The organism is Ensifer adhaerens, from assembly GCF_028993555.1.
Classification (GTDB): Bacteria; Pseudomonadota; Alphaproteobacteria; order Rhizobiales; family Rhizobiaceae; genus Ensifer; species Ensifer adhaerens_I.
In genome coordinates, this window is sequence record NZ_CP118610.1 from 860,225 (window position 1) to 880,099 (window position 19,875).

The 19,875-nt window shown below is 62.9% G+C and carries 19 protein-coding genes; 9 read left to right on the forward strand and 10 right to left on the reverse strand.

All coding sequences use genetic code 11. The annotated features are described in order from the left end of the window. The first annotated feature begins 130 nt into the window (after positions 1-130). The 3 genes from PWG15_RS04105 to pssA all read left to right on the forward strand — a co-directional run bounded on the left by PWG15_RS04105 (position 131) and on the right by pssA (position 3,716). Positions 131-2,017: an ABCB family ABC transporter ATP-binding protein/permease gene (locus tag PWG15_RS04105; protein WP_275023240.1), complete on the forward strand. Its 1,887-nt coding sequence runs from the start codon at positions 131-133 to the stop codon at positions 2,015-2,017. Between the two features lie 115 nt (positions 2,018-2,132). Continuing rightward, complete coding sequence (locus tag PWG15_RS04110) at positions 2,133-2,831, forward strand: phosphatidylserine decarboxylase (RefSeq protein WP_275023241.1); 699 nt, start codon at positions 2,133-2,135, stop codon at positions 2,829-2,831. A gap of 9 nt (positions 2,832-2,840) precedes the next feature. Further along, a complete protein-coding gene (gene pssA, locus PWG15_RS04115) occupies positions 2,841-3,716 on the forward strand; it encodes a CDP-diacylglycerol--serine O-phosphatidyltransferase (protein ID WP_275023242.1) in 876 nt (291 codons plus the stop codon). Between the two features lie 80 nt (positions 3,717-3,796). Here the strand turns inward: pssA and PWG15_RS04120 are convergent, their stop codons facing one another. From PWG15_RS04120 to alr, 5 genes are all read right to left on the reverse strand, one after another. Continuing rightward, positions 3,797-4,537, reverse strand: a complete 741-nt coding sequence (locus PWG15_RS04120; RefSeq protein WP_275023243.1) for an SDR family NAD(P)-dependent oxidoreductase — start codon at positions 4,535-4,537, stop codon at positions 3,797-3,799. Between the two features lie 12 nt (positions 4,538-4,549). Further along, positions 4,550-6,040, reverse strand: a complete 1,491-nt coding sequence (gene purF, locus PWG15_RS04125) for an amidophosphoribosyltransferase (RefSeq protein WP_275023244.1) — start codon at positions 6,038-6,040, stop codon at positions 4,550-4,552. A 145-nt stretch (positions 6,041-6,185) separates the two neighbouring features. Beyond that, positions 6,186-6,809: a CvpA family protein gene (locus PWG15_RS04130; protein ID WP_275023245.1), complete on the reverse strand. Its 624-nt coding sequence runs from the start codon at positions 6,807-6,809 to the stop codon at positions 6,186-6,188. Positions 6,810-7,037: 228 nt separating this feature from the next. Then, positions 7,038-8,441, reverse strand: a complete 1,404-nt coding sequence (radA, locus tag PWG15_RS04135) for a DNA repair protein RadA (RefSeq protein ID WP_275023246.1) — start codon at positions 8,439-8,441, stop codon at positions 7,038-7,040. Between the two features lie 148 nt (positions 8,442-8,589). Beyond that, positions 8,590-9,729, reverse strand: coding sequence for an alanine racemase (gene alr / locus PWG15_RS04140; RefSeq protein WP_275023247.1), 1,140 nt, complete (start codon positions 9,727-9,729; stop codon positions 8,590-8,592). Between the two features lie 152 nt (positions 9,730-9,881). On the opposite strand from alr, the gene PWG15_RS04145 reads away from it, so the two are divergent. The 3 genes from PWG15_RS04145 (at position 9,882) to PWG15_RS04155 (ending at position 11,822) form a co-directional block, all read left to right on the forward strand. Next, positions 9,882-10,739, forward strand: coding sequence for an AraC family transcriptional regulator (locus PWG15_RS04145; protein ID WP_275024351.1), 858 nt, complete (start codon positions 9,882-9,884; stop codon positions 10,737-10,739). Positions 10,740-10,860: 121 nt separating this feature from the next. After that, positions 10,861-11,514, forward strand: a complete 654-nt coding sequence (locus PWG15_RS04150) for an AzlC family ABC transporter permease (RefSeq protein ID WP_275024352.1) — start codon at positions 10,861-10,863, stop codon at positions 11,512-11,514. Continuing rightward, positions 11,511-11,822: a branched-chain amino acid transport AzlD family protein gene (locus PWG15_RS04155; protein ID WP_275023248.1), complete on the forward strand. Its 312-nt coding sequence runs from the start codon at positions 11,511-11,513 to the stop codon at positions 11,820-11,822. Before PWG15_RS04150 ends, PWG15_RS04155 begins: the two co-directional genes overlap by 4 nt. A gap of 108 nt (positions 11,823-11,930) precedes the next feature. On the opposite strand, the gene PWG15_RS04160 is transcribed toward PWG15_RS04155, so the two are convergent. Beyond that, positions 11,931-13,433, reverse strand: coding sequence for a replicative DNA helicase (locus tag PWG15_RS04160; protein ID WP_275023249.1), 1,503 nt, complete (start codon positions 13,431-13,433; stop codon positions 11,931-11,933). 326 nt (positions 13,434-13,759) lie between these two features. On the opposite strand from PWG15_RS04160, the gene PWG15_RS04165 reads away from it, so the two are divergent. The 3 genes from PWG15_RS04165 (at position 13,760) to PWG15_RS04175 (ending at position 17,028) form a co-directional block, all read left to right on the forward strand. Continuing rightward, positions 13,760-14,203 (forward strand): MarR family winged helix-turn-helix transcriptional regulator, encoded by a 444-nt coding sequence (locus PWG15_RS04165; RefSeq protein WP_275023250.1) that lies wholly within the window; start codon positions 13,760-13,762, stop codon positions 14,201-14,203. Between the two features lie 164 nt (positions 14,204-14,367). Then, positions 14,368-15,924 carry an MFS transporter gene (locus PWG15_RS04170; RefSeq protein ID WP_275024353.1) on the forward strand — a complete coding sequence of 519 codons (1,557 nt, stop codon included), beginning with the start codon at positions 14,368-14,370 and terminating at the stop codon, positions 15,922-15,924. Positions 15,925-15,942: 18 nt separating this feature from the next. After that, entirely contained in the window at positions 15,943-17,028 is a 1,086-nt protein-coding gene (locus PWG15_RS04175; protein ID WP_275023251.1) for an HlyD family secretion protein, read from the forward strand. A gap of 101 nt (positions 17,029-17,129) precedes the next feature. Here the strand turns inward: PWG15_RS04175 and rplI are convergent, their stop codons facing one another. From rplI to rpsF, 4 genes are all read right to left on the reverse strand, one after another. Then, the gene (gene rplI, locus PWG15_RS04180; protein ID WP_275023252.1) at positions 17,130-17,705 is read right to left on the reverse strand and encodes a 50S ribosomal protein L9; all 576 of its coding nucleotides are present in this window, start codon (positions 17,703-17,705) and stop codon (positions 17,130-17,132) included. Positions 17,706-17,737: 32 nt separating this feature from the next. Further along, positions 17,738-18,691: a DUF2232 domain-containing protein gene (locus PWG15_RS04185; RefSeq protein WP_275023253.1), complete on the reverse strand. Its 954-nt coding sequence runs from the start codon at positions 18,689-18,691 to the stop codon at positions 17,738-17,740. Positions 18,692-18,883: 192 nt separating this feature from the next. Continuing rightward, the gene (rpsR, locus tag PWG15_RS04190; protein ID WP_025426448.1) at positions 18,884-19,132 is read right to left on the reverse strand and encodes a 30S ribosomal protein S18; all 249 of its coding nucleotides are present in this window, start codon (positions 19,130-19,132) and stop codon (positions 18,884-18,886) included. A 26-nt stretch (positions 19,133-19,158) separates the two neighbouring features. Then, positions 19,159-19,605 carry a 30S ribosomal protein S6 gene (rpsF, locus tag PWG15_RS04195; RefSeq protein ID WP_057252714.1) on the reverse strand — a complete coding sequence of 149 codons (447 nt, stop codon included), beginning with the start codon at positions 19,603-19,605 and terminating at the stop codon, positions 19,159-19,161. Positions 19,606-19,875 lie beyond the last annotated feature (270 nt).

Consider the following 19,875-nt stretch of genomic DNA (forward strand, 5'->3'; position numbering starts at 1 on the left):
GGCGCCTTCAACGAGGCGCCGCTTTTCATTGAACGGTGATGACGGCGCCGTAGAGCGAAAGCACGGTGCGACAAGGCTCGTTGGGTCTCCAAGCCGTCAAGCAGCGCGAAACGTAAGAGCGGATCAGAACGTGGCACCCCAGAAGAAAACTGTTTCGGCCGATACGAGCAATCCGTTGCAGACGATCGCCAATCTCTGGCCCTATATGTGGCCGACGGACAGGGCCGATCTCAAGCTCCGGGTCATCTGGGCAACGGTCATTCTGATCATTGCGAAGGTCGTTCTGATCCTCGTTCCCTATTCCTTCAAATGGGCAACCGACGCGCTGAACGGCAAGCCGGATGCCCTGGGTTTTCTGCCTCAGTTTCTCACCGGCGCGGTGATGCTGGTGCTTGCCTACAATCTTGCGCGTCTGTTGCAGGCGGGCTTGAACCAGCTTCGTGACGCGCTGTTTGCGAGCGTCGGCCAGCACGCAGTTCGCCAACTCGCCTACAAGACCTTCGTCCACATGCACCAGCTCTCGCTGCGCTTCCATCTGGAACGTCGCACAGGCGGTCTTTCGCGCGTCATCGAGCGCGGCACCAAGGGCATCGAGACGATCGTCCGATTCACGATCCTGAACAGCGTACCGACGCTGATCGAATTCCTGCTGACGGCGGTGATCTTCTGGTGGGGCTACGGCTTCAGCTATCTGTTCGTGACCGCTGTCACCGTCTGGCTCTACATCTGGTTCACCGTTCGGGCGAGCGACTGGCGTATCGCCATTCGCCGGTCGATGAACGACAGCGACACCGACGCCAACACCAAGGCGATCGACTCGCTTCTGAACTTCGAGACGGTCAAGTATTTCGGTAACGAGGAGATGGAAGCCCGTCGCTTCGACAAGTCGATGGAGCGCTATGAGGCCGCGGCAACCCAGGTGTGGACGTCGCTCGGGTGGCTCAACTTCGGCCAGGCACTGATCTTCGGTGCCGGCACGGCCGTGATGATGATCATGTCGGCGCTCGCCGTTCAGCGCGGCGAACAGACGCTCGGCGATTTCGTCTTCATCAACGCGATGCTGATCCAGCTCGCGATCCCGCTCAATTTCATCGGCTTCGTCTACCGCGAAATCCGTCAGGGACTGACCGACATCGAGCACATGTTCGACCTGCTCGACGTCCGGGCGGAAGTGGTGGATCGCCCGAATGCGCGCGAACTCGTCATCGGCAAGGGCGCCATCGCCTTCACGGATGTGCATTTCGCCTATGATCCGGCGCGGCCGATCCTCAAGGGCATCACATTCGAGGTGCCTGCCGGCAAGACGGTTGCGGTTGTCGGTCCGTCAGGTGCCGGCAAGTCCACGCTCTCGCGGCTGCTCTATCGCTTCTACGATGTGCAGGAAGGGACAATCACCGTCGATGGGCAGGACGTGCGATCCGTGACGCAGAAGAGCCTTCGCTCGGTCATCGGCATGGTGCCGCAGGACACCGTGCTCTTCAACGACACGATCGCCTATAACATCCGCTACGGCCGGGTCTCGGCATCCGAAGCGGAGGTCGAGGCCGCGGCTGAAGCCGCGCAGATCGCAGAGTTCATCCGCACGCTGCCGGAAGGCTTTCAGGCCATGGTCGGCGAGCGTGGCCTGAAACTCTCCGGCGGCGAGAAGCAGCGCGTCGCGATCGCCCGCACCATCCTCAAGGCGCCGCCGATCCTGATCCTCGACGAAGCGACCTCGGCCCTCGATACGCGTACGGAACAGGAGATCCAGTCGGCGCTCGACGTGGTTTCGCGCAACCGTACGACGCTGGTGATCGCGCACCGGCTTTCGACCGTGATCAACGCCGACGAGATCATCGTGCTGAAGGATGGCGTCATCGCCGAGCGCGGCACCCATGGCGAGCTGATCGACCGCGACGGCCTCTATGCGTCGATGTGGAGCCGCCAGCGCGAAGCAACGCAGGCCGAAGAGCAGTTGAAACGCGTGCGCGAAAACGACGATCTCGGTATCGTCACGCGCGGCGAGCCGGCGATCTGATGGTGTCTTTTTGTTTGCTGGGCGCGACGCGTTTTGTCGCTGTCTGGCGGGTGACGTTGCCCGCTAGGGCATTTCGCGCTAGTTCACGTTCCACGGAAAATCTGGAGTAGAGTTTATGAGCCTGGTCAATACGATCCGCAACACGCTCGTACCGGTGCACAAGGAAGGCTATCGCTTCGTCGCGATCTTTTTTGTCGTGTCGCTGGTGCTTGGCTTCCTGTGGGAGCCGTTGATGTGGATCGGCTTCGTGCTGACCGCCTGGTGCGCCTATTTCTTCCGCGATCCTGAACGCATGACGCCGATCGACGACGATCTGGTGATCAGCCCGGCCGATGGCCGCGTCTCGTCGATCGCAACGGTGATGCCGCCGGAAGAGCTGAACCTTGGTTCGGAGCCGATGCTCCGCATCTCGGTTTTCATGAACGTGTTCAATTGCCACGTGAACCGTGCGCCGATGGCCGGTACCATCACCCGCGTCGCCTATCGCGCCGGCAAGTTCGTCAACGCCGAGCTCGACAAGGCCAGCCACGAGAACGAGCGCAACGGCCTGGTGATCGACACCAAGCATGGCGCCATCGGCGTCGTCCAGATCGCCGGCCTCGTTGCCCGCCGCATCCTCTGCTGGAAGTACGAAAATGGGGCGCTGGAAGCGGGCGAGCGCTTTGGCCTGATCCGCTTCGGCTCGCGCCTCGACGTCTTTCTACCCGCAGGTGCCGAGCCGCGCGTCAGCGTCGGCCAGACGGCGGTTGCCGGTGAAACCGTGCTTGCCGAATTCGGTTCGGCCAAGGGCCCGGTCCTCAGCCGTCGCGCATAAGGAGAGTACATGGAAGGCTCTGAACAGGAAAAACCGGCCGAACCGCCGAAAGCCGCGGGCGACGCGAACGGTTCCAACGACACCGGTCGCGGCCCGCGTCTGCGCGAGATTCCGCTGCGCCTGATGATTCCGAACCTGATCACGGTGCTGGCGATCTGTGCCGGTCTCTCGGGCATTCGGCTCGCCTTCGAAAACCGCATCGAGCTTGCGGTTGCCATGGTGTTGCTGGCGGCATTTCTCGATGGCATCGACGGACGCGTCGCGCGCCTCCTGAAGGCGACGTCGAACTTTGGCGGCCAGATGGACTCGCTCGCCGATATCATCAATTTCGGCGTTGCGCCGGCGCTCGTGCTTTACGTCTTCATCCTGGATCAGGCCCGCTCGATTGGCTGGATCGCAGCGCTGATCTACGCGATCGCCTGCGGCCTGCGGCTCGCGCGTTTCAACGTCATGGCCGAGCGCCAGTCCAAGGCACCGTGGCAGTCGGAGTATTTCGTTGGCGTACCGGCACCGGCTGGCGCCATGCTGGTCCTGCTGCCGGTCTATATCGGTTTGCTGGGCCTGGCGCCGGAGCGCACCTTCGCGCTGATTGCATCGGGCTACACCGTGCTTATCGCGTTCCTGCTGGTCAGTCGTCTGCCGGTCTGGTCCGGTAAGTCGGAAAACAGCCGCGTGCGCCGCGATCTCGTCCTGCCGGCCATTCTCGGTGTCGTCTTCTATGTCGCGACACTGATGACCTACACCTGGGAGACGATGGCGGTAACGGCCCTTGGCTACTTGATCACGCTGCCCTTCGGCGCGCGCTCCTGGCAACGCAAGTATGGCGGCGACTGGCCGGCCCATCCGTCGACGGGTGGGGACGGGCTTCCGGGCGACAAGGACTGACACGGTCCTGCGTTACACGCACAAAGAGAAGGCCACCGTGGTGACACGGTGGCCTTCTTGTTTGGGAAGCGCGCTGAAGCTTACTCCGGCATCCGGTAGTCGACGATCTTGTCTTCGCGGACGATGTAAAGCTTGCCGGTCTCGGTTTGTTGCGGACCAACGAGCGGCAAGAGCTTGGCGGCGACCTCGGAGGGATGCGGCACGGTCTCCGGATCCTCGCCCGGCATCGCCTGCGCGCGCATCGCCGTGCGGGTAGCGCCCGGATCGACGCAGAGAATGCGCAGCGGCAGGCGCTGCGTTTCACCGGCCCAGGTGCGTGCCAGAGCCTCAACGGCAGCCTTGGATGCGGAGTAGGGGCCCCAGAAGGGCTTGCACTTGTGGGCGGCGCTCGAAGACAGGATCAGTGCGCGGCCGGCATCCGACTTGATCAGCAGCGGCTCGAGCGAGCGGATCAACCGCCAGGTGGCATTGACGTTGATGGTCATCACCTTGTCGAACACCTTCGCCTCGACATGGCCGATCGGCGAGATCGTGCCGAGCACACCGGCATTGGCGACCATGATATCGAGTTTGCCCCAGCGCTCGTTGATGGCGCCGCCGAGCTTGTCGATCGCCGCCATGTCGGCGAGGTCGAACGGCACCAGCGTAGCCGAGCCGCCCGCCGCCTTGATCGCGTCGTCCAGTTCTTCGAGGCCGCCGACGGTGCGCGCGCAGGCGACGACATGGGCACCGGCCTTGGCCAGTTCGAGAGCGGTGAAATAGCCGATACCGCGCGACGCGCCGGTGACCACGGCCACCCGGCCTTTGAGATCGATCGTCATTTTGTTGTCTGATTATCCGTTGCTGGCGAGAACCGAGAGTTTGCGGACATTGCTGGCGCCCTCCTGGTCGAGAAGGCGCGTCGGGTAGTCCCCGGTGAAGTAATGGTCGGTGAACTGCGGTGCCTTCGGGTCGCGCTTCTCGCCGCCGACTGCCTCATAGAGACCATCGATCGACAGGAACTCTAGCGAGTCCGCGCCGATGTAACGGCACATGGAGGCGAGGTCGGCATGCTGGTTGGCAAGCAGCTTGTCGCGATCCGGCGTGTCGATGCCGTAGAAGTCCGGATGGAAGATCATGGGGCTCGCAACCCGCACATGCACTTCGCGTGCACCGGCGTCGCGCATCATCTGCACGATCTTCACCGACGTCGTGCCGCGCACGATCGAATCGTCGACGAGGATGACGCGCTTGCCCTCGATCATCGCACGGTTGGCCGAATGCTTGAGCTTCACGCCGAAGGCGCGGATCTGCTGCGTCGGCTCGATGAAGGTCCGGCCGACATAGTGGTTGCGGATGATGCCGTATTCGAAGGGAATGCCGCTCTGCTGGGCATAGCCAAGGGCGGCAGGCGTGCCGCCGTCCGGTACCGGAACCACCACATCGGCTTCGATGGGCGCCTCCTTGGCGAGATTGATCCCCATGTTTTTACGCGACACGTAGATGCTGCGGCCGCCGACGACCGAATCCGGGCGGGCGAAATAGACATACTCGAACAGGCAGAGCCGCTCCGGCTGCGAAACCTCGGGCTTGCGTGCGTCGATCGAGATCGAGCCGTCGGGCTGGATTTCGCAGATGATGACTTCGCCGTTCTCGACGTCGCGGACATAGGTCGCGCCGATGATGTCGAGCGCGCAGGTCTCCGAGCAGAAAATCGGCTTGCCATCGAGTTCGCCCATGACGAGTGGGCGGATGCCGATCGGGTCGCGCGCGGCGATCAGCTTGGTGCGGGTCATCGCCAGCATCGAATAACCACCTTCCATCTGGCGGATGGCGTCGATGAAGCGGTCGGAAGAGGAGGCCTGCTTGGAGCGGGCAATCAGGTGCAGCACGACTTCGGTGTCGGAGGTCGACTGACAGATGGCGCCATCGGCGATCAATTGGCGGCGAAGGGTGAGGCCGTTGGTGAAGTTGCCGTTGTGCGCCACCGCGATGCCGCCGACCTCGAGTTCGGCAAAAAGCGGCTGGACGTTGCGCAGCGCCACTTCGCCTGTCGTCGAGTAGCGGGTGTGGCCGATCGACATGAAGCCAGGCAGCTTTGCGAGCGTTGCTGGGTCCGTATAGTGGTCGCCGACGAGGCCCATGCGCTTTTCGGTGCAGAACTGCTTGCCGTCGAAGGTGACGATACCGGCAGCTTCCTGGCCGCGATGCTGGAGCGCGTGCAGGCCGAGCGCTGTCAGCGCCGCCGCGTCCGAGTGCCCCAATATGCCGAAGACGCCGCACTCTTCGTGCAGTTCATCGCCTTCGAGTTCATCGTGGATTTCCATGGATCTCAGATCGGTCATCACAGTCGCCTTTGCTCCGTACCGGTGCGCATATCGTGATCAAGCCCGCCATCTTCAAGCGATCTTAGCTGAAAACGGCTGCAAGCGTTATTCCCCAAAAGGACAAAGCCCGCGGGGCGGGCTTTGTCGGCAAATCGTTCCTGTCTCAGCCGTTGGTGGCCGGCGCGTCGTCGGCGGGCGCCTGCTCCGGCGTCGTCGACGGTGTCTGGCCCGGCGTCGCCGCCGGGGTTTCGCCTTCACCTTCGCCGGTCGTGTCCTTGCCGCGCAGGCGGTCGAGAATGGTGGCGTCGGCTTCTTCAGGCAGCAGAGCGATCAGCTTGTTGCCGAGATTGTCGAGCAACGGCTTCGATTTCGCCTGGGTGACCCAGGTCGGCTGCTGCTGCGGAGCAACCAGCCAGTTGAAGAACAGCATGGCGACGACGACCAGAAGGATGCCGCGCGCGGCACCGAACAGGAAGCCGAGCGTGCGGTCGAGCGCGCCGATCCGGCTGTCGATAATGAAATCGGCAATCCGCATGGTGATGAAGGAAACGATGATCAGCGCGACCAGGAAGATCACCGCCGCCGATCCGATCAGCGCGACGGTATCGCTGTTGGTGTACTGCTTGGCGTAGGGCAGGAGCTGCGGGTAGAGGAAATAGGCGGCTGCGGCCGCACCCACCCAACTCGCAACCGAGAGCACCTCGCGCGAGAAGCCTCGAACCATGGCCAGGATTGCGGAAAACAGAGCGACGCCGAGAACGATACCGTCGAGAATTGTAATGGGCATTTTGTCCTTACTCCGGACCCGGTTCGTCCGGGTCTCCTCAAGCCTATCCGCCATCGGCCCTGCCTGATATCCAGGGCATTTGCAGCCTGCTCGCGGCCCCTGCAGCGCCGCGCGTCCTTTCGGGAGCGCAAAGGTCGCTGCAATGCTCAGACCTGCTGCATGATTTTGTCCTTAAATCGATCCCGATCTAAGGAAACATGCAGTGGACGGCTTGCGACATCCGCGTCTTCAATCTTCGTCCTCCGCCGGCCTCAGCGCGTTTCGCGAACCCGCGATGCGCGCCACCAAGTCCGGCAGGCTTTCCATTTCGCTCCATCGGCCATTGCCGTTTTTCGGCAATTCGGTGGACGCGGACGGCAGGACCGCCTGCGAGAACCCGAGTTTCTCGGCTTCCTTGAGGCGTTGTGCGGTATGCGCAACCGGCCGGATGGCGCCCGACAAGCTGACTTCGCCGAAATAGACGCAATCGGCAGGAAGGGCAAGCCCGGCAAGCGACGAAACCAGTGCGGAAGCCACAGCTAGATCGGCAGCAGGCTCCGAAATGCGGTAACCGCCAGCGATATTGAGATAGACGTCGTGCTGGCCGAGGCGCACGCCGCAATGGGCTTCAAGCACGGCGAGGATCATCGATAGCCGGGCCGAATCCCAGCCGACGATGGCGCGCCGCGGCGTGCCGAGCGACGTCGGCGCGACGAGCGCCTGCACCTCGACGAGGACAGGGCGTGTGCCTTCCATGCCTGCAAAGACGGCCGCCCCCGGCGATTTCTCGTTGCGCTCGCCGAGAAACAGTTCCGACGGGTTGGCGACCTCGCGCAGGCCCTTGTCGGACATCTCGAAGACGCCGATCTCGTCGGTCGGGCCGAAGCGGTTCTTGACGGTGCGCAGGATGCGGTAGTGGTGGCCGCGGTCGCCTTCGAAATAGAGCACCGCATCGACCATGTGCTCGACGACGCGCGGGCCGGCGATCTGCCCTTCCTTGGTGACGTGGCCGACGAGAACGACGGCGGTTCCCGTCTGCTTGGCAAAGCGGATCATCGCCTGCACGCCGGTCCGAACCTGGGTCACCGTGCCGGGTGCCGAATCGACGATGTCGCTCCAGAGCGTCTGGATCGAGTCGATGATTACGAGATCGGGGCGCTTGCCTTCCGAAAGGGTCGCGAGGATATCCTCGACATTGGTCTCGGCGGCAAGCAACACGTCGCTGTCGGCCGCACCCAGGCGTTGGGCGCGCAGCCGCACCTGCGCCACGGCCTCTTCACCCGAGACATAGATGACGCGGTGCTTGCGGCGCGAGAGTGCGGCAGCGGCCTGCATCAGCACCGTCGATTTGCCGATGCCGGGATCGCCGCCGACGAGCAGCGCCGAGCCGCGCACGAAGCCGCCGCCAGTCACGCGGTCCAGTTCCGAAATGCCGGTCTGGATGCGCGGGGCATCCTCGATATCGCCGGAAAGCGTGGTGAGCGCCACCGGGCGTCCCTTCTTCGGCGCGCGCGACGGACCGCCGCCGATGCCGGCCGTCGGGTCGTCCTCGATGATGGTGTTCCACTCGCCGCAGCCTTCGCACTTGCCGGCCCAGCGGGTGTGGACGGTGCCGCAGTTCTGGCAGATGAATTGTGTGCGGGCTTTCGCCATCGAGGTCGACTTTCGAAATCTGGAGGGCCACCGGCGGCCGCGCGGGGCGGTGACAGAAGAATCACCTTTATCGTCACATAATGCCGTGAAGCGCGGAACAAAAGGTGAATTTTAGCGAAGGCCGCGAGGAATTCACGGGAAAACCGCGTCAGGCGGCGCCGACATAGTTCCTGATGTAACGACGTCCGAGGCTTGTCAGCAGCTCATAGCCGATGGTGCCGCCAGCGCGTGCAACGTCGTCAATGGCGATGTTTCGGCCGAAAAGCTCGATGTAATCGCCCGGTCGCGCTGCACCGGCGGGCAGGTCGGTGACGTCGAAGAGGCTGAGGTCCATGGTGACGCGCCCCACATGCGCAACGCGCTTGCCGTGCAGGAAACCGAATGCCCCTGACGGGGTTGCCTGCCGCAGAGTCACGCCGCCGCCGGAAACAGAACGATGGTAGCCGTCGGCGTAGCCGACCGCGACGGTGGCGATGCGGCTGTCCCTGTCGAAACGGGCGGAGGCGCCGTAGCTTGCCGTTCCGCCGGCAGCAACTTCGCGAATCTGGATGATCCTGGCCTCGGCGGTCACCACAGGCGTCATCGGGTTGACGAGATCGTTGATCGCCTCGCCGCCATAGACGGCGATGCCCGGACGGGTGAGTTCGAAGTGATAGTCGGCACCGAGGAAGACGCCGCCTGAATTGGCAAGGCTCGCGTCGACGCCCTCATAGGCGGCGGTCGCTTCCAGGAAGCGAGCAAGCTGGTAGGCGTTGAGCGGATGCGCCGGTTCGTCGGCACAGGCGAGGTGGCTCATGATGAGCATGGGCGAGAAGCTTGCAGGCCGCGCCGGGTCGTTGGCAAGCGCCACCGCTGCCTCGACCGAGAGGCCCAGCCGGTTCATGCCTGTATCGACATGCAGGACGCAGGGGTGGTCGCCACGTTCGGAAAGCGCGGCCATGAACACGGCAAGCTGTTCGTCGGAGTTGATGACGGGCACCAGGTCATTGTCGAAGAAGAGCTCTTCGTTTCCCGGCCACATGCCGGCGAGAATGTAGATGCGGCCGTCAGGGACGAGGGGGCGCAATTCCGCCCCTTCCTCGGCATTGGCCACGAAGAAATCGCGCGCACCGGCGGCATAGAGGGCAGGGGCCGCGGTTTCGATACCGAGCCCATAGGCGTCCGCTTTCAGGACCGCTGCCGCCCGCGCCTTGCCTGAGCGCGCGTTCATCGCCCGCCAATTGTCGGCAAGCGCACCGAGATCGATCGTGAGGCGGTTGGAGGCGGAGAGGAATTCTGGGGGGAGCATGCCGGACACCTTCGTGGACGATCCGAAGAGCAATACAGCCAACGGCGGATGGTCGCAAACACTCCCCTCTCGCATCGCCGTGGTGCGACGCTGAAGGAAGGATGAGCACTTTTGTGCAAGACGGGATCGGCCAGGATCACTATGGTTCCCGCATGCACACGATTTCGCAGCAACAGGCCATCGATGACACGCCGATTGAGGGCGCCGAACGCACGCGATTCTGGCGGGACGCGCGCTTCATGGGCATGGAATGTCTCACGGCGACCTTCATCACCCACGAATTCGCGCCGCACGCCCACGAGACCTTCAGCATCGGTGCGATCGAGGCCGGCTCGCAGATCAGCAAGATCAAGGGCGAGCGCTCGGAAGCTGGTCCCGGGGACTTCTACCTGATCAACCCCGACGAAATCCACGACGGTCACCCCGGCGGCAGCGGCTACCGTTATCGCATGGTCTATCCGAGCGCCGATCTGTTGGTAAACATCATCGAGGATGTGACCGGCCGCGCCTTCAGGGGAACGCCATCCTTCTCGAAGCGTGTGCTGCAGGATCCGGACCTCGCCTTGTCCTTTCATCAGGCTCACCGAACGCTTGAGCTGGCCGGCGGCACGCTCGAGGCCGAAGAAAAAATGTTCGGCGTGCTTGCGGCGATGTTCGAGCGGCACGGCAGCACGATCATCACCCCGATCGAGACGCGGGAGCAGTCCGCCGTGCATCGGGCACGGGATTTCCTCACCGAGAACTATGCCGAAGACGTCGGGCTCGAGGAACTCGCCAAGGTCGCAGGGCTCAGCCGCGCGCACCTGATCCGCGCCTTCCGGAAGGAATTCCATATCACCCCGCATGCCTTCCTGACCGACAAGCGCGTGCGCGCCGCCAAGACCCTGCTCAGGCATGGCTGGTCGGCGGTGGATGCCGCCTATCAATGCGGCTTTGCCGACCAGGCGCATTTCAGCCGCCATTTCAAGGCGCGCACCGGCGTGACGCCTGGGGCCTTCCGCGCCGGCTGATCACTTTCGTTCAATACGGGACCTGTTTGCGCCTATAGACGTTTTCCGTTTCGCGTGAATGGAGACAAGGACGTTGCAGGTAAGAAGTGCGTTTCAGGAATTTCGGGCGGCGGCGATCACGATGACGCCGCTGATCGTCGCTGTGATGCCGATCGGCCTGGTGTTCGGTGCGGTGGCGGCGGCCAAGGGGCTGACGCCGGCGGAGGTGACGCTGATGAGCGCGCTGGTCTTTGCCGGCGGGTCGCAGTTCGTCGCCATGGATATCTGGACGCACCCGGCGTCCTGGGCCGCACTCGGCTTTTCGGCACTGCTCGTCAACATCCGCCACGTGCTGATGAGCGCCTCGATCGGCGCCAAGCTTGAAGGGTTCTCCGGGCCGGCGCGCTACGCGTCGATGCTGCTCCTCGCCGATGAAATCTGGGCGATGGCCGAAATGCGCGCGAGCAATGCTAAACTCACGCCCGCCTGGTATGCCGGCCTCGCCGTGCCCTTCTACTGCGCCTGGGTGCTGACGAGCCTGACGGGCGCGATGGTTGGCGCCTTGCTGGGCGATCCCAAGGTCATCGGCCTCGATTTCGCCTTTCCCGCCGTTTTCATCATTCTGGTCATGGGGTTCTGGAAGGGGCGAGAAACGGGTGCCGTTCTGGCAGCAAGCGCTTGTGCGGCCGTGGTCACACATCAATTGCTGCCGGGCGTCTGGTACATAGCGGCGGGTGCCGCAGCCGGCGTCGTCGTGGCGATGCTTTCAGGCGGACGCAAGGAGGCCCACGCATGAGCGTCGATCTCAACACATTCCTTGCAATTCTGGCCATGGCGGTCGCGACGATTGCGACCCGCATCGGCGGTCTTGTGCTGATCCGCTATGTGACGATCGGAGAAAACCAGAAGCGCGCCCTTGAGGCCATTCCGCCAGCGGTGCTGATGGCTGTCATCGCACCGACGGCCCTGGTCACCGGTCCGGCCGAAACGATTGCTGCTGCGGCGACGGCCGTTGCTGCAACCAGGTTGCCGCTCCTGGCATCCGTTGCCATCGGCGTGATTTCCGTGGCGCTGTTGCGTCAGGTTTTCGGCGGCGCCTGGTAAAAGGCGCTGCCGGTTGAACCGATCACATTGGGACGGTTCGGTGGAAGTAGAGCGGGCTGGGAAACCGCATACATTTTCCCAGCCCGCTCCGGCCGCCCCCACGGAACGTCAGTGTTCCTCGTATTGGGTGAAGGAGGGATCGGCGAGGTCGGTGAAGCGCGTGAATTCCGACTGGAATGCGAGCTTCACGGTGCCGGTCGGTCCGTGACGCTGCTTGGCGATGATCACGTCTGCCGTGCCCTTAACCTGCTCCATCTTCATCTTCCACTCTTCGTACTTCGGATCGAACTCGTCGCGCGGCTCCAGGTTCTTCACGTAGTATTCCTCACGGAACACGAAGAGCACGACGTCGGCGTCCTGCTCGATCGATCCCGATTCACGAAGGTCGGAAAGCTGCGGGCGCTTGTCTTCGCGGCTTTCCACCTGACGGGAGAGCTGCGACAGCGCGATGATCGGCACGTTCAGTTCCTTGCCGAGCGCCTTCAGGCCCGTGGTGATCTGGGTGATTTCCTGCACGCGATTGTCGCTGGACTTGCCCGAGCCGGTCATGAGCTGGATGTAGTCCACCACCAGGCAGTCGAGGCCGCGCTGGCGCTTGAGGCGGCGCGCGCGCGCAGACAGCTGGGCGATCGAGATACCACCGGTCTGGTCGATGTAGAGCGGCACTTTCTGCATCATCTGCGAGCAGGCGACGAGCTTCTCGAAATCGGCCTCGGAAATGTCACCGCGGCGGATCTTCGACGAGGAGACTTCGGTCTGCTCGGAGATGATACGGGTGGCGAGCTGTTCGGACGACATTTCGAGCGAATAGAAGCCGACCACGCCGCCATTCCTGGCCTTGAATGAACCGTCGGCCTGGACTTCCGGCTCGTAGGCCGCTGCGATGTTGTAGGCGATGTTGGTGGCAAGCGAGGTCTTGCCCATGCCGGGGCGCCCTGCAAGCACGATCAAGTCCGAGCGCTGCAGGCCACCCATGCGAGCGTCCAGCGACAGGATGCCGGTCGATATGCCCGAGAGGCTGCCGTCACGTTCGAAGGCCTGGCCGGCCATGTCGATCGCGAGCGCCACTGCGTCGTTGAACGACTGGAAACCGCCGTCGTATCGGCCGGTTTCGGCAAGCTCGAATAGCCGGCGCTCGGCGTCTTCGATCTGGCCCTGCGGCGGCATGTCGAGCGGCGCGTCGTAGGCGATGTTGACCATATCTTCGCCGATCGTGATCAGCGAGCGGCGAAGCGCCAGATCGTAGATCGCACGGCCATAGTCTTCGGCGTTGATGATCGAAACCGCTTCTGCCGCGAGGCGCGCGAGATATTGCGCGACGGTCAGGTCGCCGACCTTTTCGTCCGCCTTGAGGAAGGTCTTGATGGTGACCGGGTTCGCTGTCTTGCCCATGCGGATGATGTCGCCGGCAACCTCATAGATCTTGCGGTGCAGCGGTTCATGCAGGTGGACAGGCTTCAGGAAGTCCGAAACCCGATAGAAGGCGTCGTTGTTGACGAGGATCGCGCCGAGCAGGGCCTGTTCGGCTTCAAGGTTGTTCGGCGCCTCGCGATAGTGCTGGTCCACCTGATCCTTGCTGATAGGGGATAGCTTTCGCGCCGCGTCATTCATGTCGATTTATCTCTGCCTCTGTCTGGTGTGGCACCGGTTTGCGATCTACCGCGAGCCGGGTCAAGTGCAGGGGGGACACACTCACAAAGCGTCTCATCAGAGCCTCGCGCTTTTCCCGTTGTTCGACTGATCCACAGGCCGGGTTCACAAAAGCGAAGAATCTCGCCTTCCCACAAAGTTGGACGTTGACGAGCGAATCACCCAACCGGGCAAGGGAAGTGTAGCTCTCTCCTCCACCTGCTCAAATCTCCATCTTGAAAGTTGCCCGCTTTTGGATTAGGTAGAACCAAAATAATTAGCATGCTAGTAATATGGAAAAGATACCAATGTATCAGCCCACCGTGAACCGCGAATTGTTCGATGCCCTGTCGCTGCTCAATCGCAAGCTGCGGGCCGTGTTCGATGCTCGGGTGAAGGAGAGGGGGCTGACGCTGTCGCGTGCTCGCGCACTCTTCGCCTTGACCCGGAAGGATGGTTTGAACCAGCGCGAGCTGGCCGATGAGCTCGACATTGAAACGCCGACGCTGGTGCGTTTGCTCGATGGCATGGAGAAGCAGGGGTTCATCGAACGGCGGGTCGAGCTCTCCGACCGACGCGCCAAGCAGATCCACATGACCGAGTATGGCCGCGGCGTCGCCGACGAGATCCTGAGGCTTGCCGATGAGATCCGCGCGGAAGTGCTCGAAGGTATCGACGCCGCCGAACTTGCCGTGACAAAGCGGGTGGTGCGGGCGATCGCCGACAATATCCAGTCGCTGGCACGGGAGTGACGGCGATGAGCGCAGTCTCGACTGCTGCTGCAAACGACAATCGCGGCGCCGCTCTGCGGGAAGCGGGCCTGGCCGGCGATGACAAGGAGGAAATTTCTCCCGTGGCACCGATCCCAGCCCCAGTCTCGGTCCCCGTGCCCGTCCCGGTCGACAAGAACCTGGCCATGTCGGCGGTCTATGTCGTCGGCTCGGTTCTTCTGTTCCTGACCCAGGGCCTGGGCATGAACCTGGCGCTAGCCAACCTGACGCAGGTCCAGGGTGCGCTCTCGGCGACTTCGGTCGAGGCCGGTTGGTTGTCGGCGGCCTACATGGCGCCCAATGTCAGTCTTTCGATCGCACTGGTGAAGATTCGCGCCCAATACGGGCTGCGCCGCTTCGCCGAAATCAGCATCGTCGGCTTCGTCATCGTATCGCTGATGAACGTCTTCGTTTCCGACCTGCATTCCGCCATCGTCGTCCGCTTCATCAGTGGCATCGCCGCCGCACCGATGTCGACGCTCGGCTTCCTCTACATGCTCGAAGCCTTTCCGCCCGCGCGCAAGCTGACGGTTGGTCTGGCACTGGCGCTCACCTGCACCACGATTTCCGCGCCGATCACCCGTCTCATCTCGCCGACCCTGATCGAGTACGGCCAGTGGCATGCGCTCTATACGCTCGAAATGGCGCTGGCGCTGATCGCGCTGCCAATCATCTATCTGCTGCCGCTGACGCCGGTGCCGCATGCCAAGGTCATCCAGCGCATGGATATCCTCAGCTATCTGCTCGTCGCCGTCGCCTTCGGCTGCCTCGCCATCGTGTTGACCATGGGGCGTCTCTACTGGTGGTTCGAGGCGCCCTGGCTCGGCATTCTCCTGGCCGTTTCAATCGCAACGCTGACGGCCGTGGTGCTGATCGAGCTCCATCGCAAGGTACCGTTGATCGACATACGCTGGATCGCTTCGAAGGAGATCGTGCACTTTGCTGCCGTTCTGCTCATCTTCCGCCTGGTTGCCTCCGAGCAGTCCACGATCGCGACGAACTTTTATCAGCAACTCGGCCTCCAGTTCGAGCAGGTCGCGACGCTCTATTGGATCATTCTCGCCGCGGCGATAGCCGGTGGCCTGCTCTGTGCCGTGCTGATGAACCCGCAGCATGCAGAGCGTGCGCACATCCTGGCCCTCGGCCTGCTGGCGACCGGCGCCTATATGGATAGCCAGGCGACGAGCCTGACACGGCCCGAGCAGATGTATCTGAGCCAGGCAATGATTGCCGCGGGCACCGCGCTTTTCCTGCCGCCGGCAATGGCGCGCGGCTTCAAGGCCGCGCTCGCTAAGGGGCCGAGTTACATCCTGAGCTTCATCGTGATCTTCCTCTTCACCCAGAGCATCGGCAGCCTGATCGGCTCCGCAGCCTTCGGCACCTTCGTAACGATCCGCGAAAAATTCCATTCCAACATTCTCGCCGAACAGATGGTCCTGTCGAACCCGCTGGTTGCCCAGCGCGTCAACCAGCTTTCCGCCGCCTATAGCAAAGTGATGGGCGACAAGACCTTGTTGGGTGGCGAGGGCACCGTGCTCCTGTCGCAGCACGTCACCCGCGAAGCCTACATCCTCGCCTACAACGACGCATTCCTGCTTGCCGCCGTGATCGCGCTTTTCGCGCTCGCCGGCCTGCTCCTGCACATGTCCTACAATTGGCTCACGCAGCGGCTGACTGGCCCTGCGCCAATGCCGGCCGCTTGATCAATCGAGTTGATGACCATGCTGAAATTGCTACGTTCCCCAACGACCATCATTGTACTTCTCGCCGGCATCGCCGGCTTGACCCTCGTGCTCTATGCCTGGCGGCTGCCACCGTTTCACAGCTCCGTGGAGATGACGGAGAATGCCTATGTGCGCGGCTACGTCACGATCATGAGCCCGCAGCTTTCGGGCTACGTCGCCGATGTTCCCGTGCACGACTACGAGACGGTCAAGGCCGGGCAGCTGCTGGTGAAGATCGACGACCGCATCTATGCGCAGAAGCTGGCGCAGGCCGAAGCGACGCTTGCCGGACAGAAGGCGGCGCTCGCCAACTCCTATCAGCAGGAACTGTCGGCCAAGGCCGGCATCGCCGCCAGCCAGGCACAGCTCGACAGTGCGAAGGCGGCCTTCAATCGTGCGCGCGCCACCTGGGATCGCATTCGCCCGCTCGCCGAAAAGGGCGTGTCGACGCGCAGCGATGCCGATCAGGCGCGTGCCGGCTTCGAACAGGCCGATGCGGCTGTGAGCCAGGCGGAGGCCGGGCTGGACGTGTCGAAGCAGGCATTGGCGACCACGCTTGGCGCGCGAGCCGGATTGGAAGCGGCCGTGACCGGGGCCGAGGCGGCCGTCGAACTGGCGCGCATCGATCTCGAAAACACCCGCATTGTCGCGCCGCGTGACGGCAGGCTGGGTGAGATCGGCGCGCGGACCGGTCAATATGTGACGGCGGGATCGCAACTGCTTGCGCTGGTGCCGAACGACGTGTGGGTCGTCGCCAATTTCAAGGAGACCCAACTCGACGGCATGAAGGCCGGTCAGCCCGTCATCATCGCGGTTGACGCGCTGCAGAAGAGCGAGCTCACGGGGCATATCGAGCGCTTCTCGCCGGCAGCCGGTTCGGAATTCAGCGTGATCCGCGCTGACAATGCCACCGGCAACTTCACCAAGGTGGCCCAGCGTGTCGGCGTGCGGATCGTGGTCGATCCCGGTCAGCCGCTGGCCGAAATGCTCTCGCCCGGCCTCTCGGTCGTCGTGCACGTCGATAAGGACGCGCCGGCACGGACTGCAGCGGATCAGGCCGTGCCCGTCGCTGCGCATGGGTAATCTGCCGCCTCGCGTCTTGCGATCTTAGTTCTACCCCTCGGGTCAACAAAAAAGCCCGGATCGATGATCCGGGCTTTCGTATTTGGAATGGCCGCTAAGGCTTATTCTTCTTCGCCTTCGAATTCGGCTTCCGGGTTGAAGAAGTCTTCCGGCTTCAGAGCGTCTTCGTCAACGCCGTAGATGGCGTCGGCCGAGGTCAGGCTTTCGCCCTTGGCCTGGCGCTCGGCTTCTTCGGCCGAACGGGCAACGTTGACTTCAACCGAGATCTCGACTTCCGAGTGCAGGTGCAGCGTGACGCTGTGCAGGCCGATCGACTTGATCGGGTGGTTGAGGTCAACCTGGTTGCGGCCGACGTTGAAGCCTTCGGCAGCGAGCACTTCGATGATGTCGCGAGCAGCGACCGAACCGTAGAGCTGGCCGGTTTCACCAGCCGAACGGACGATGATGAAGGACTTGCCGTCGAGCTTTTCGGCAACCTGCTGGGCTTCCGACTTGCGCTCGAGGTTGCGGGCTTCGAGCGTGGAACGCTCGGCTTCGAAACGGGCCTTGTTGGCAGCATTGGCGCGCAGCGCCTTGCCGAGCGGCAGCAGGTAGTTACGGGCGAAGCCGTCGCGAACCTTTACGGTGTCGCCCATCTGGCCGAGCTTGGCGATGCGTTCGAGAAGAATGACGTCCATGTTGGTTTCCTTTCAGTGTTCCAGTTCGTTGGTCAGTTTTTTCCAACCGGCGTGACCGCGATGGTGCGTCGCGTATCGATCAGGCCGGACAGGAGGAAGAAGAATGCCGGGATCGTGAACACGAACACCGACAGGTACGCGATCCACAGCACGGGAAGCCGCCAGGACTTGCCGCGCGTGCGGAAATGGAAGGAGGCGAAGCCGGCGAGCAGAAAGCCCGCGCCGAAGGTTCCGCAGATCAGCGCGCCGATCGTTGCCGGTGCGCCACCGAGGAAGGTCATGACCAGGCCGCCGAGGAAGATGAAGATCGCGTTGCGGTGCATGCGCAGCGTCGAAGGGATATCCTCGCGCGGACGCAACGACCGGCCCGACATCTGCACGATGCGGGTAGCGACATAATAGGCGGTAAAGAGCATCAGCACCCAGATTGCGCCCTGGACGAGGGGCAAGGCGAGCGTGAAGAGCGACTTGATCTGGGCAATGGCCGCCACGTCCGGATTGTAACCCGGATCTTGTGCCTTCACCGCCTGGATGACGATATCGACCATACGGTCGGAGATATCGGCACCATAGCCGACGATGAGGCCGACGATGATCATGCCGATGGTCACGAGACCGGCAAGGTGACTGAGAATATCGGAGAGCGGATACCAGGCGAGCGCTTCATCCGGACCACCGAGTTCGGAAGCCGGACGGGCGAGATTGGCGAGGTGGCTGAGCCAGCCGGCCGGGATCAGCGTAACGACGAGGATCAGCAGCGCGAAATAGGGCGACACGAGCGCGGCGGCGGTGGCGCCTGCGGCAACGATTGCGGTGATCGCCGCTGCATTGCCCCAGCCAAGACCGGCAATGAGGATCGGGAGCGCGGAGGCAGCATAAAGGACGATGGCAAGAGACGACTGCGTGTTCGCGCCCATCGACAAGAGGGCGGCGGTAAAGCCGGCGAGAACGCCGGTCAGCAGCGATGTCCTGTTCACATTCGTCACGTTCGCTGTCCTGCTTCGTGCAGTTAGGGGATGGCAAAGCCCGGCCCCAGCATGGGATTTTGGTGCGTTCACACCAGTTCCGATCCGCGCCCACCGCGGAAGGGAGAGAAAGAGGCGCTCACCGAACGGGAGCGCCTCTCCCTTCAAGTCGGTTTCCGTCGAGTCAGATGACCAACGGACCGTCAGTCGTTCTTAGGAAACGACGTAGGGCAGCAGGCCGAGGAAGCGTGCACGCTTGATCGCCTGGGCGAGTTCGCGCTGCTTCTTCTGGGAAACGGCCGTGATGCGGGAAGGAACGATCTTGCCGCGCTCGGAAATGTAGCGCTGCAGCAGACGGATGTCCTTGTAGTCGATCCGCGGAGCGTTTGCACCCGAGAAGGGGCAGGTCTTGCGGCGACGGTGGAACGGGCGACGAACCGGAGCGGAAGAAACTTCAGCCATTGTCTTTATCTCCTAAAGCTTCTTGATTACGCGCGGTCTTCGCGCGGACGGCGCGGGCGATCTTCGCGGTCGCCACGGTCCGGACGCGGACCACGGTCGCCGAAGCTACGCTCCGGACGGTCGCCATCGCGGCGCGGACGGTCGTCGCGGTCGCGCTTCTGCATCATGGCAGACGGGCCTTCCTCGTGCTTCTCGACGGCGATCGTCATGTAGCGCAGGACGTCTTCGTTGATACGCATCTGACGCTCGATTTCGTGAACAGCCGCTGCCGGAGCGTCGATGTCCATGAGAACGTAGTGAGCCTTGCGGTTCTTCTTGATGCGGTAGGTGAGGGACTTCAGGCCCCAGTTCTCGACGCGACCGACCTTGCCGCCGTTTGCTTCGAGCACGCCCTTGTACTGCTCGACGAGACCGTCGACCTGCTGCGGCGTGATGTCCTGGCGGGCCAGGAATACGTGTTCATAAAGAGCCATTGTGGCTTGCCTTTCTTGCGTTAATCAGCCCGGACCTCGGCGGCTAAGCCTCAACGACTGTTCTTAGTGGCTGAAAGACAGCCGGCAAGAAAGTGTTGTATCGAGACGGTCGAGAGCGGAGACACGGGAGGCCGGAAAGACTTGCAATCCTAACGGCTCCCCTCGAGGAAGCCGGCCCTCCGTTCAGCCACCAGCCAGAAGACCGGGCATTTCGAACAGCGCGCTTATACGCATTTTTCGCCGGAAGGCAAGGCTTGGCGTGTCTTTTAG

What these genes read in the sequence shown, in the direction of transcription:
- PWG15_RS04110 (WP_275023241.1), top strand. Translation starts at nt 2,133, where the DNA reads ATGAGCCTGGTCAATACGATCCGCAACACGCTCGTACCGGTGCACAAG.
- pssA (WP_275023242.1), top strand. Translation starts at nt 2,841, where the DNA reads ATGGAAGGCTCTGAACAGGAAAAACCGGCCGAACCGCCGAAAGCCGCG.
- PWG15_RS04120 (WP_275023243.1), bottom strand. Translation starts at nt 4,537, where the DNA reads ATGACGATCGATCTCAAAGGCCGGGTGGCCGTGGTCACCGGCGCGTCG.
- purF (WP_275023244.1), bottom strand. Translation starts at nt 6,040, where the DNA reads ATGACCGATCTGAGATCCATGGAAATCCACGATGAACTCGAAGGCGAT.
- PWG15_RS04130 (WP_275023245.1), bottom strand. Translation starts at nt 6,809, where the DNA reads ATGCCCATTACAATTCTCGACGGTATCGTTCTCGGCGTCGCTCTGTTT.
- radA (WP_275023246.1), bottom strand. Translation starts at nt 8,441, where the DNA reads ATGGCGAAAGCCCGCACACAATTCATCTGCCAGAACTGCGGCACCGTC.
- alr (WP_275023247.1), bottom strand. Translation starts at nt 9,729, where the DNA reads ATGCTCCCCCCAGAATTCCTCTCCGCCTCCAACCGCCTCACGATCGAT.
- PWG15_RS04145 (WP_275024351.1), top strand. Translation starts at nt 9,882, where the DNA reads ATGCACACGATTTCGCAGCAACAGGCCATCGATGACACGCCGATTGAG.
- PWG15_RS04150 (WP_275024352.1), top strand. Translation starts at nt 10,861, where the DNA reads ATGACGCCGCTGATCGTCGCTGTGATGCCGATCGGCCTGGTGTTCGGT.
- PWG15_RS04155 (WP_275023248.1), top strand. Translation starts at nt 11,511, where the DNA reads ATGAGCGTCGATCTCAACACATTCCTTGCAATTCTGGCCATGGCGGTC.
- PWG15_RS04160 (WP_275023249.1), bottom strand. Translation starts at nt 13,433, where the DNA reads ATGAATGACGCGGCGCGAAAGCTATCCCCTATCAGCAAGGATCAGGTG.
- PWG15_RS04165 (WP_275023250.1), top strand. Translation starts at nt 13,760, where the DNA reads ATGTATCAGCCCACCGTGAACCGCGAATTGTTCGATGCCCTGTCGCTG.
- PWG15_RS04170 (WP_275024353.1), top strand. Translation starts at nt 14,368, where the DNA reads ATGTCGGCGGTCTATGTCGTCGGCTCGGTTCTTCTGTTCCTGACCCAG.
- PWG15_RS04175 (WP_275023251.1), top strand. Translation starts at nt 15,943, where the DNA reads ATGCTGAAATTGCTACGTTCCCCAACGACCATCATTGTACTTCTCGCC.
- rplI (WP_275023252.1), bottom strand. Translation starts at nt 17,705, where the DNA reads ATGGACGTCATTCTTCTCGAACGCATCGCCAAGCTCGGCCAGATGGGC.
- rpsR (WP_025426448.1), bottom strand. Translation starts at nt 19,132, where the DNA reads ATGGCTGAAGTTTCTTCCGCTCCGGTTCGTCGCCCGTTCCACCGTCGC.
- rpsF (WP_057252714.1), bottom strand. Translation starts at nt 19,605, where the DNA reads ATGGCTCTTTATGAACACGTATTCCTGGCCCGCCAGGACATCACGCCG.